Origin of the sequence: Richelia intracellularis HH01 (genome assembly GCF_000350105.1) — a bacterium.
GTDB lineage: Bacteria > Cyanobacteriota > Cyanobacteriia > Cyanobacteriales > Nostocaceae > Richelia > Richelia intracellularis.
On the sequence record NZ_CAIY01000006.1, the window covers coordinates 20,020 to 31,609 of the forward strand.

The window sequence follows — 11,590 nt, forward strand, 5'->3', positions numbered from 1 at the left end:
TTCATTCAATTATATCTGAATATAATATATTTAGTGATTTCAAGGATAACAATACAGTTATTATCTCAATCGAGGTAGTTACAAGCCTAGGTTGAAACTCATATGATAATGTTATTATAGAATAATTAAGTAATTTATCCTGCAACAAACTTATTTATAAGTTGATAAAAATGGAGATAGAATGGTTAAAATTATTGATTTATTTTCAGGTTTTTGTTTAGATAAATCCCAGCATTTTTAGTACATTTCATGTTACCCATAAAGATGGCCTTACAATAATTGTGTAGCTGAATAAACTTTATAATTGGCAAAACAAAAATAGTAAAAAATTAAGATTATAAACCTCTTTCCTCTATATCATAATGGCAAATATGCTATTTTTTTACCTTGTTTTATCTAATTACAGGACGAAAATAGTATATTCCAGGTTTAAGTCCTTTATATTTGTCAATTTGATATTCCAGATGCCGTTTTTTTAATAATTAAGGTCTTACTTTTAGTCTAATGCAAATTACAGTACTTAAATATCAAGGAATACTATAATTTTTCAATATGTGCAGATCTATATTCTTTCTAAATTCTTTGTTGCTTCGATATTAATTTTACCCCTATGAAATAATTTTATTCATCATAATCAAAGCTTATATATACCAAGAAAAATTCTTATATTAGAATTAAATTAATAGCCATTACTTTATAAAAAAATTCATACCAGCTGTTTTATAATAATGATATTTTTCCTATTTAAACGATGCTTAGTTTGTTTTGAGAAATACCAAATTATTTTTCAATAAAATGAAACTATCGTATATGATATCAGCTTGCAATTTACAAATTTCTAAAGTGGTTTTTCAAACCTCATATCTTGATTTTGTTGGCTAATTAAGTAAATTTTCTAATGTTGATGCCTTTAATTATTGCTATAATCTAGTGTCAGTGGTGTAGCCCCACATATAAAGAAAAAGTTAGTTATCATAATTTATAGCTTTCAATAATATATTGCCATGATTGAGTAATACGACAAAAATAATTCCATGGTTATACATTCCAGGTTTTAATGCTCACTCCAATTTTTCCAAAAAATAGTTTGGTTTAGAATTGGCAATATTTATTTTCTGTTGGTATAAAATTAACCCTTGTTTTTTGAGGCTTTATTCCCCATTTTATTTTCTCAGTTCACTCTTATATCGACTCTGGAATTTATTTTATTATCACCCCTTAATTACAAAACCTTTATGATATCAAGGCAAATTTTCAATTATTTATGTGACAGAGGGAAAATTTCTTGTAACAACTACCTATAATAATTTGGATTGAATCTCTATTAGAAACGAGAGTAGTATATTTAACCTTTTTATTACTGAGACTCAATATCCAAGGATAATGTATATTCATCAAATATTATATAGACTTTCTCTATGAAACATAGTTTTGACGTTAAAAAATGGTAGTCGTTTTAAGCTAAAAATCAAATGTGATAAATATTACAAACATCATGAAAATCCAGTGATTCAATATAGTCAAATAGTAATAAAGAGTAATATGTAAATTGCGTTTGTCCAATTCTTAAATACAAACCATGGTGTGAATAGCTCATGAGTCCTCCTCAACCTCCTCGAAAAACCCAAACCCTTTTTGGTCAAATTAACCAGGCAGTACAAACAATTCAAGCCAGGGTGAATTTTTCCAAACTGATACTAAGACAAAATGTAAGAGTTCCAGAGCTGTGGGTGCAGGATGTAGGGGGAGATAGGTCTGAGGTGTACCCTTTATTAGGCGAACACTACATTTTGGGACGTAGTTCTAAATCGAGCGATATTGTTGTTCGTAATCCGGTAGTTAGTCAAATTCATCTCTCCCTATCTAGAAATTCGTCCCAAAGGAAACCTGCTTTCACCATGAAGGATGAAAATTCTACTAATGGAATTTATCGAGGTAAAAGACGGCTGACTTCTGTGGAATTAATTCATGGAGATATTCTTACTTTGGGTCCTCCGGAATTAGCCGCATCTGTGAGATTACAGTATATAGATCCTCCTCCCTGGTATTTTCAAGCTTTAGCCTGGGTAGGTTATGGGTTTATAAGTGTAACTGCTTTAGCAGCATTAGTCATTGCTGTAGAATGGACTAAATTTTCTGCTAAAAATCTACCAGGTAAAGCAACTCGTGCACCAGTCATTGTATATGCCCATGATGGGTTTACTCATTTACGTAAACCCAGTTCCATAAGCCATATTGATATGGAGCATTTATCAGACTTTGGACCGTATTTACCAGGAGCAGTAGTGGCTTCCGAAGATAGCCGATTTTATTGGCATTTAGGAATTGATCCATTGGGAATTTTAAGAGCTGTACTAGTTAATACCCGTAGTGGTGATGCAAAACAGGGGGCAAGTAGCATTACCCAACAATTAGCCCGTAGTTTACTCCGGGATTATGTCGGTAGACAAGATTCCCTGGAACGGAAGATTCGAGAAGCTATAGTTGCCCTGAAATTAGAAACTTTTTACAGCAAAGATGAAATTTTATTGATGTACTTAAACCGAGTGTATTTAGGAGTTGATACCTCTGGTTTTGAAGATGCAGCTCGTTATTATTTTGATAAGACAGCTAAGGAATTAACTGCCGCTGAGGCTGCAATCCTGGTAGGAATTTTACCAGCTCCTAATGGGTTTAATTTTTGTGGGGATAGTCGAAGTAAGCATAATATTATTGGTTATCGCAATCGCGTATTGCAACGTATGTTAGAAATGGGGAAAATTAAACAAAGTGAATATAATCGAGCTCGAAGATCACCAGTTGAAGTTAGCCCTAGAGTCTGTGAGCAGGAAGCTAAAGTTATTGCTCCCTACTTTTATAACTATGTTTTTGCTGAGTTAGAATCAATTTTGGGAAAGGATTTAGCTGGAGAAGGTAATTTTATTATTGAAACCCAATTAGATACTTTTATACAAACTGAAGCAGAAAAATCTCTGCAAAATGCAATTAATATTGGTGGTTCTAAATTTGGCTTTTCCGAAGGAGCATTACTCACTCTCAATTCTAATACCGGGGCAATAGTAGCTATGGTAGGAGGTACAAATTTTCGATACAGTCAATTTAACCGTGCCTCCCAAGCTAAAAGACAACCTGGATCTACCTTTAAGTTATTTTCCTATGCTGCTGCTTTAGAATCTGGCATAACTATAGGGAGAACTTATTCTTGCTCTCCTCTGACATGGTGGGGATTTACTTACAAGCCATGTCGTACAAGTATAGGTGCTTTAGATTTAGTCACAGGATTTGCCTTATCTGAAAATCCTATTGCATTAAGATTAGCTCAGGATGTTGGTTTAGAGCAGGTCGCAGATATGGCAAAACGTTTGGGGGTAAAATCCGAATTGGAAGTAGTACCAGGAATGGTTCTTGGACAAAGCTTAGTTGATGTTGTAGAAATTACTGGTGCTTTTGGGGCAATTAGCAATAATGGAGTTTGGAACAAGCCCCATGCCATTACCAAGATTTTAGACAGTAGTGACTGCAAGGATCATAAAGATCCTAAAACCTGTCGTATAATATACTCCTTTAATCGAAACGTAGATACTAACAAACGAGTTTTAAAGACAAGTATAGCCAGAACCATGAATTATTTATTGAGAAAAGCTATTACCAGTGGAACTGGAATTAGTGCGGCTATTGGCCTAGACGAAGGAGGGAAAACTGGAACTACGGACGAAAACGTTGATTTATGGTTTATTGGCTTCTTACCAAGCAAACAACTAGTAACTGGTATTTGGTTAGGAAATGATAATAATAAACCTACTTCTGGTAGTAGTGATCAAGCAGCTCAATTATGGGGAAACTATATGAGAAAAATCATTAGATGAGAAAAGAATAATAAAGCAATCTTGTAAGTACAAATTTTCCTAACTACTTCATCTCTTATTTATATCCCTTCCAATATTTAACATCTAATTTACCACTTGGCAAGAATTCTACCTGGTAATGAGCCAGAGGTTCTTGATTATTAGGAGCAGTAATATTAGAACCGTAAATTGCCGAAAACATTTCTGGCAGAGGGGTTTCCTTGTAGTAGTCGAATGCCATTTGATTTAGAGGCTCATAATCAGCAATAAGTCCATCTCCTGTAACTGCCACACGGTACTTTAATACATGTTTATATGCAGAAGTCTCCCCCCAATTTTCACGTATATTATCGAAAAGTTTTTGCCTTAATTGTTTTATCTGAACATTATTCTTGATTCTTGGCCCTACCACATCTGGGGTATTTGCATAGCCATTCCAAGGGCTTACTTCTAAAACCTGACTTTTCCGAAACACAATTCGGAATTGAGCTATAGGTTCATTATTAATGAACTTTTGATTAGTAGGAATATAAAGTAACTGGGGTAAAGGAGTTATCCCTATGTTTTTATTTGCTTCCTTATTAATGGCTTTATAACCAATAATTGCCCCATCTGCTGCTACACCAACACGATAAATTAGGTCTTGTTTTAATACCACACGATTTTTCCATTCCGGATTTATTTGGTTATAAACATGACGATTGAGCAATTTCAACTGAGATGCATTATTAATTTCAGGAACTGTTTTTAAGACTGTTTCCAAATCTATAATATTAGGATCTGACGCATTATTATCGTTATCTGTATTTACTTTTGAGATTTTACTATCATCCCCCCATATATCTACTGTTTTTCTGGAAAGTGTCGATTCAGAGGGTTGTATACTAGACTCATCTGATTGTATTTTTTGTATCGGATGAAATTTAGGAGGAGGCAATACGCCAAAAATTATGGCAGCCGCAGCCAAACTACTAACACCTAAAGTTGCAGGAATTGCCTGCTTTAGAAATATTTGAATTACACTATTATAGTGATTGACAACTGGCTGTAGTTCCAGAGTTATTTCTGGTAGTGTTTGGCTGTCAGCAAGAAACTGATCAACAGCTTCTACCAGATCAAATAGCTGTACTGTACTTATATCTAAGGCAGTTGGTGCTTGGAAATTGCTGTCTTGCACTTCATGCATACGTAAAACCAATCTATGTTGATTATCACTTAATTTTTCTAGCTGTACCGGCTCAAATTCTTTTTTGTTTGCCTGAGAATTTGATACATTACTTAAAAACTCTTGAGCATATGCGCTAACAGCCCTCACCAGGCTTTCAAAAAATTCCCTTCCTCCAGTAATTGGTTCCTTAAGTCCAGATAAATGACATTCTGCATTTACTAGAATGGATAGAAGAGGGCGGATTTCCTGAGGGCTATTTGCCTGAGCAGTATTACTCAAACCCTCTAAAATTAGAGTGCAGTTAGGCAAACTATATTTGCGTTGAATACTCATTCTAATACCCCATAAAACAAACTAATCCAGAATCGCTGCATACCATAGGTCCCAGTACAAAACAGTAATTTTCCAAGCAAACTAATTGCCAATTTGTTTAGTTCCTCATCAGTGTTCAACGCTAAAATCCCGGAACGTCCAGGATTCATACGACTCTTAAAATGTGCCCTAAACCTTTCTAAATAACTGGCAAGGCGTAAATGTTGTTCTAAAGGAATTTGCTTTTCATATAGTTGTTGGGACATCATCATCAACTGACGAATTACAACTGTCAACTGTCTAGCCACATAGCAAGTGATAATTACTAATGCTTTTGCTTCAGTAATACTTAAATGGCGGCGAATATAGGCCCGACGTAAGGGGTTTGTGCTACGTATCCGCCATAAATTTACCCTGTGTTTGATAATATCTTTTAAATGTAGTTCTTCTGCAAATCCCAAAATAGTTTCCGATCCACCCAATTCCAAAGCCTCAATTGCTAGTAAGATTAAATCAATTTGCAGGCAAGTTGTACGGGGGCATACCTGCAAATCTACTCCTAATTCTGGCAATTTTTCCAGAATCATTTTTCCTGTCTGGGAGGTTGGGCTGTCAAATAGTGTGGTACTACCACCGGAGATATTCATTATCAATACCTTGATATGGCTTCTACAAACTGAGTGGTTTTCATTAAGACAAACAGCTTAATAAGAGTAACTCTAATAGTAACAATAGTTAATTTTCTTAGAGTGTTCTCGGAGAATCAGGTACATCACAAGAGGACCACCCCAGTATAGATGGCAAATAGCATGCTTAATAAGTAATTGTGTGTAAAGTCCACTCCTGTAAATCTAATAAGATGTACACAATATTAATTTTATGATTAATCGGAACCCCTTAAATAAAAACAGTTTGGTCTAGACATAGGCTTCATGACCAATATGGTTGTCTATATTTTGCCATTTTGCCAGAGAGATTGAGATGGTAGATTTTACCTCGGAAATTTTTGCACTAGATACATAGTGTAAACAGATAATTTCTTCATGAATGGCGCAAAAATATTCAGTACTTGGTTGAAAATCCAGTGATGATCTCATAAATTTGACTCAGATACAAGTAAAATATTATTAAGATTACATGATTGACATTCAGAACATTAAAGGTATGGAGATGATATTTTAGGATATTGGTTGTGATAGCATCTAAGAAATCAAAGGACATCAAAGAGCTTATCACAGATACCACATTGCAATTATTTTTACAAGTCTTCATCGATGATAGGTAAAGCGGAATATTCTGCTGAAGACCAACATTTTTTTAAATAAGTTACGAAACTTGAGTAACAAATACTTCGAACAGGTATCTGTTTAGATGTTGGTATTGGTGGAAAACTATTAATCTAATTGGCTATTAAGTTTTTTATTTGGATGGTACAAGAAGTTTTGAAAGTAGAAAAAATAATAGTTTTATATTCCTCAAAAATTATGGGTAAAAGAGTATCATTTTTGATATTTCTAATGATATTTAATTTATTAATTTATGAGAATACTAAGTTGTTGTCTGGAGCATGGGAAAATTTTTGCACTTTCCTACCATTAAAATTTTTCTTCATTTGATGACCTTTCAAATATCTCCTCAGATGCACTTCACTCAAATACATATATGATTTTCTACACATTGTAGACTGATTTGTTCTTATATCTAGATATTTACAGTTTTGATAATAATCCAGTGAAATTCAATCTTATGCGTGATGATAGTATATTTATGGTTTTATTTTTATTTACATAATTTTTTAATTGTCACATAATTAGGAGTTTGACATTTTATAACTATAATAGATAGTCTATACTATAATCTTTTTGCTTAAACTTATCGTAAGTCGATTATTAATATCTTAATAATTATAATTTTAATCAATCGATAAAAAGAACTTAATATGATGTGTTTCATTCCACTTTTGTTGGTAAAATTTTGAGTTATTATAAAGCTCATGACTCAGTATTTAGACTTGGTGAATGGTAATTTATAACAACAATTATTTGAAGTAGAATGCTTCTTTTTCCTAAACTTTTTACCTTAAAAATAAGCCTGGGGGATTATTGATAATCACCCACTTCACTTAAGAATAAACTATCCTAATATCTATAATAATTGCAGCTTACCTTTAAGTATTCCCCACCATTTTATTTTCAATGCAGCGATAATATGGTGTAGGATTTCTCAGGTGTATACCAAAAATTTATCCAGAATTAATAATTTGGATTGGTAAGTGTCAGTAGTTAGTACTACTAGAATTCACCTCCTGCTTATGGATTTAAAGTCTTTGATTCGTGATGTACCAGATTTTCCTAAACCTGGTATCGTGTTCCGTGATATCACTACTTTGTTGCGAGACCCAGATGGGTTAAAACATGCTATTGACTCCTTCACCCAAAAATTTTTTCATGCGGGTATTAATGCTGATTATATTGTGGGCATGGAATCACGTGGGTTTATATTTGGCCCTCCTTTGGCTTATCAAATGGGAGCAGGATTTATTCCTGTACGTAAACCTGGCAAGTTACCATCAGCCGTCTATTGCATTGAGTACGAATTAGAGTATGGTACTGATTGTTTGGAAATACATCAAGATGCCTTACACCCTGGAAGTAAAGTATTAATTGTGGACGATTTGATTGCTACTGGAGGAACTGCAAATGCAACTGCCAGGTTGGTGAAAAAATCTGGCTGTGATGTAGTTGGTTTTGGGTTTATTATAGAGCTACAAAATTTTCAAGGTCGTAAAAACTTACCAAATGTTCCAATTATAACTCTTGTAGAATATTTGTGAACGATAGGGGAAGGATATAATTTTCCTTCCCCACATTTTTTTACTTTTCTAATTTCTTTTTAAAATACAATTTAAAATTGTTCGGTTTTATGAATAAAATACCTAGCAAATCCGATGAAAATTTTCAGGAAACGTTTTTAAAGCTACTAACTAGCGAGACTGGTTCATATATTATTAAGAGAATATGCCAGGCTATATTAACTTTATTATTGGCATCAATACTATCATTCATTATTATTCAACTTGCACCTGGAGATTATGTGGATACCCTAAAACAAAATCCCAAAATTTCCCCGGAAAGAATTGAAGAGTTAAAGGAACAATTTGGTTTAAATCGGTCTTGGGCAGAACAGTATTTTCTGTGGTTATGGCAAATTTTTACCAAGGGAGATTTTGGTACTAGTTTTATCTATCAGCGCTCCGTTTCTTTGCTTATTAGTGAAAGGGTTTCAGCAACTTTACTATTGGCTTTTTCATCTTTATTTTTAACTTGGGCTATTGCCATTCCTTTAGGCATTATTGCTGCAGTAAAACAAAATAATTTAACTGACCGTTGTTTACGGATTATAAGTTATATAGGGCAAGGTTTTCCTAGTTTTATCACTGCCTTATTATTATTGATTTTTGCCCAAATTACTACTCCCTTATTTCCTGTTGGTGGTATGACTAGCATCAATCACACTGATTTATCTTGGTTTGGTAAAATTTTGGATATTAGCTGGCACATGATTTTACCCACTTTAGCTTTAAGTATTACCAGTTTTGCCAGTTTACAAAGAATTACTCGTGGCGAGTTACTGGACGTATTACGTCAAGATTATATTCAAACTGCCCGAGCAAAAGGATTACCAGAGAATAAGGTGATTTATGTCCATGCTTTACGTAATGCTATTAATCCCCTAATCACTTTGTTGGGCTTTGAGTTAGCTAGTTTATTGAGTGGTGCTTTTACTGCAGAATTTTTCTTTAATTGGCCTGGTTTGGGTAGGTTGACTTTGCAGGCTGTACAGGCACAAGATTTATATTTACTAATGGCAAGTTTGGTAGTAGGTTCTGTGCTGTTAGTCCTAGGTAACTTAATCGCTGATATATTACTCAAAGTTGCAGATCCTCGCATTCGCTTTGAAAATCTGAATTAATAACCAAGATTAAATAGAATTATGTACCTAATTTCTCTACTTATATACTTATGAAAAGTTCGTTTTAGGAGTAAGCACTCCTAAATTTTACTGGCTTACTTCATAGAAACTATAATCCTCTTATATCAAGAGAGCTTTTTGATAGAAAATAATCAATAGGTTAGGATAAATTGGGTTAGGATAAATAATGTTTATAGTAGCCAATTTGATAATTTTTATGAACATTTCATTGTTACTGATATTAGATTATCATAATTTACCTTGTTATAAATATAAAACCAAATTTACAAAATATTAAGGTTGTAGAATTTGAGCTTTAACTCAGACTTTTTTCTAAACTACTTCGAATATTTTTCAAGAAGATACCAGATCATTTTGCATATTTATTTTATCTATGTTATTCATGGTCAAATAATCGACATAGTTTCTATATGATGCCTTTTCCAACTAACCAGAGTATCAAGATTTTCAAGCAAACTTAAAGGATATAAAAGTAAACATTATTTATTAGTAATCAACTGTTATTAGGAGAATTTATTCATCATATTTTTCAATACAGGTTTGCAAATTTATCTGTTGTCTCAATTAGATTGCTCATAATTCCCGGCTCGCTCATAGAATGCCCTGCATCAGGAACCACAATTAATTCTGCTTCTGGCCAAGCCTGGTGCAACTCCCAAGCCGACACCATAGGGCAAACCATATCATACCTTCCCTGAACGATAACAGCAGGTATGTGACTAATTCTGTCCACATTTTTAATTAATAAATCTTCTTGTTTAAAAAATCCTTTGTTTACAAAATAATGACACTCAATTCTGGCAAAAGCTCTAACAAATTCTTCCACACTAAATCTTTGGCTTAAAGTTATATCAGGAAATAATTTGCTGGTTCTAGCTTCCCAAACGACCCAAGCACGAGCTGCTTCTATCTGTATAGATTTATTATTACTTGTCAATCTTTTATAATATGCACTTAAGAGATCCTGTCTTTCCTCAACAGGTATAGGTTTAAGATAATCTTCCCAAGCATCAGGAAAAATATTACTTGCTCCTTCCTGATAAAACCATTTAAGTTCTTTCTGTCGTAATAAGAAGATCCCTCGTAAAATTAACCCAGTGCAATTTTTGGGATGTGTTTGACTGTAAGCCAAGGATAGGGTACTTCCCCAGCTACCACCAAAAACAGCCCATTGATCTATTCCCAAGTGTGATCGTAGTTTCTCAATATCACTAACCAAATCCCATGTAGTATTCTCACGTAATTCAGCGTTAGGTAAACTCTTGCCGCAACCGCGCTGATCGAACATAACTAAACGCCACTTATCAGGATGGAAATATTGACGGTAAACAGGTGAGCAACTACTACCAGGTCCACCATGAAGGAATAATATAGGTTTCCCTTTAGGGTTACCTGATTCCTCAAAATGAATAGTGTGCAGATCGGATACTTTGATTTGACCTTGATTATAGGCTTCTCTGTATGGATAAAGTTTGCGCATAGGGATTTTCTAACTCATAATATCTAATAATTTTATAAAGCAAGAACACAGTAATTTTGCTTATGACTGAGTAAAACAATTTGGTATAGTGTTTGCACCCCTTATACCTCAAATTTAGTCAATTAAGGAGTGTTGGCAAGTAGTTTTGAAAATTACTCATACTCTAAACCTGAAAGTAAAATACATTCATAAATTAGCATATTAAGTTTATGAAAGCATATTAAATGCCACGAATATCATCTAAATAAATGTCAGTCAATTAGACAAGGTAATTGATATTATATAGCGCTGAATATTTAAATTTAATTATAAATTATTTGAATTAGATAAGCCTAATTTTATTAAAAATATTGTGCAAATAAAAATATTCACAATATGAACATATTATGAATATTTTTATTTCATGATTATTGATTATTCAATTGAAACATATAACATAACTTAGCCTCATTAAAATAGCTTCGAGTTATAATAGTAAATTAATAATTTTCAATGAATTTTATAATATTACAAGTTATCATAGTTATGTATTTAGTTTCAATATTTCCCCTTTAGTATTTTACATATCTGGTTGTTTGATTACAGCTTAGAAAAATTGAATAATTAGGATATATTAAATAATAATTGGGATTATATAATTTTTAACACAAGCTAATATATGCTTTTCATAATTAAATACTTAGTTTTCAAGGCAAATAAATTTTTAAGCAAACTATTGATATAATGGCTTAGTTATATTTATGGTCCCAAATCAATGGTCATTTTATGCCTTTGCCTTTAAGTCCTACCAGT

General features: G+C 33.1%; 7 protein-coding genes. 3 read left to right on the top strand and 4 right to left on the bottom strand.

The features are described 5' to 3' along the window. The first annotated feature begins 1,595 nt into the window (after positions 1-1,595). Entirely contained in the window at positions 1,596-3,866 is a 2,271-nt protein-coding gene (locus RINTHH_RS00610) for a transglycosylase domain-containing protein (RefSeq protein ID WP_008231602.1), read from the top strand. Between the two features lie 55 nt (positions 3,867-3,921). On the opposite strand, the gene RINTHH_RS00615 is transcribed toward RINTHH_RS00610, so the two are convergent. From RINTHH_RS00615 to RINTHH_RS10590, 3 genes are all read right to left on the bottom strand, one after another. Further along, a complete protein-coding gene (locus RINTHH_RS00615) occupies positions 3,922-5,346 on the bottom strand; it encodes a DUF4335 domain-containing protein (protein WP_008231604.1) in 1,425 nt (474 codons plus the stop codon). Further along, the gene (locus RINTHH_RS00620) at positions 5,343-5,972 is read right to left on the bottom strand and encodes a DUF3038 domain-containing protein (protein ID WP_008231606.1); all 630 of its coding nucleotides are present in this window, start codon (positions 5,970-5,972) and stop codon (positions 5,343-5,345) included. The genes RINTHH_RS00615 and RINTHH_RS00620 overlap by 4 nt, the downstream gene beginning before the upstream one ends. A 270-nt stretch (positions 5,973-6,242) precedes the next feature. After that, a complete protein-coding gene (locus tag RINTHH_RS10590; RefSeq protein ID WP_008231607.1) occupies positions 6,243-6,422 on the bottom strand; it encodes a hypothetical protein in 180 nt (59 codons plus the stop codon). A 1,214-nt stretch (positions 6,423-7,636) separates the two neighbouring features. Here RINTHH_RS10590 and RINTHH_RS00630 point away from each other — a divergent pair. Together RINTHH_RS00630 and RINTHH_RS00635 are read left to right on the top strand one after the other, a co-directional pair. Further along, on the top strand, positions 7,637-8,158 hold the full coding sequence (locus tag RINTHH_RS00630) for an adenine phosphoribosyltransferase (protein WP_044304291.1): 522 nt from the start codon (positions 7,637-7,639) through the stop codon (positions 8,156-8,158). Between the two features lie 89 nt (positions 8,159-8,247). Beyond that, entirely contained in the window at positions 8,248-9,297 is a 1,050-nt protein-coding gene (locus RINTHH_RS00635; protein WP_008231611.1) for an ABC transporter permease, read from the top strand. Between the two features lie 550 nt (positions 9,298-9,847). Here RINTHH_RS00635 and pip read toward each other — a convergent pair. Continuing rightward, the gene (gene pip / locus RINTHH_RS00640) at positions 9,848-10,798 is read right to left on the bottom strand and encodes a prolyl aminopeptidase (RefSeq protein ID WP_008231613.1); all 951 of its coding nucleotides are present in this window, start codon (positions 10,796-10,798) and stop codon (positions 9,848-9,850) included. Positions 10,799-11,590: the final 792 nt, after the last annotated feature.